Here is a 646-nt window from a genome sequence, read left to right as displayed (position 1 = left end):
CGCTGTTTGGGGTCCGACGACACCCGTGCGTAGATCACGGCGCGGAGCGGGGGCGCAGCGGTCATTTACGATCACCGCCTTCGTAAGCGCGCACCAAGTCGGCCAGCGGGCCGATGAGACGCGGAACGGTGCTCTGCGCACCTCGCTCGTAGCCGTGCTGGTCGAGCACGGTCATGATGTCGATCATCAGGCCCATGGTGAAACGGTCCGGAGCATCCTCGACGGAGCCGTTTTCAGACATGACGTTTTCGCCGCCATTCGGGCGGCCGGTACCATACGGCACGGTTCCTCTTCCCTGTCTTGGAGGGTTGGGGTTCAAGGCCTTGTCCGGTGTTGGTAGCACCGGGCAAGGCCGCAAAGGCGTAGAAGAATCGTGCCTGATGACATTTCGATCCGTCAAACCGAACTCTCGAACAACGCGGTCCAGCCCCTGTCGCATCGGCGGTATCCATGAACGCAGAAGAGACCTCGCCACTGACCACCTTCCCTGTGCGGGGAGGCGCCTGGTTCTCGTCCCCGTGCCCGTCGTGGTGCGTGTCCGACCACGCGGCCGACTTGGAGGGTGCGGGCGGGCGGATGTACCCCGAGGACGTCGTCCACCGCGGCGCCCCCATCTGGCTCGGCCTTGAGGGAATGAAGGTCCTTG

General features: G+C 64.4%; 1 protein-coding gene and 1 pseudogene. One reads left to right on the top strand and one right to left on the bottom strand.

Annotation, left to right across the window (positions count from 1 at the left end):
• Nucleotides 1–61: 61 nt before the first annotated feature.
• Nucleotides 62–283, bottom strand: coding sequence for a hypothetical protein (locus JAO81_RS41965; protein ID WP_199553259.1), 222 nt, complete (start codon nt 281–283; stop codon nt 62–64).
• A 167-nt stretch (nt 284–450) separates the two neighbouring features.
• Between JAO81_RS41965 and JAO81_RS43275 the strand changes: the two are divergent.
• Nucleotides 451–646, top strand: a pseudogene (locus tag JAO81_RS43275) (hypothetical protein); the annotation flags it as partial.

It is taken from the genome of Streptomyces sp. N35, from assembly GCF_016464295.1.
Classification (GTDB): domain Bacteria; phylum Actinomycetota; class Actinomycetes; order Streptomycetales; family Streptomycetaceae; genus Streptomyces.
This window is presented reverse-complemented; position numbering and strand designations above follow the sequence as displayed.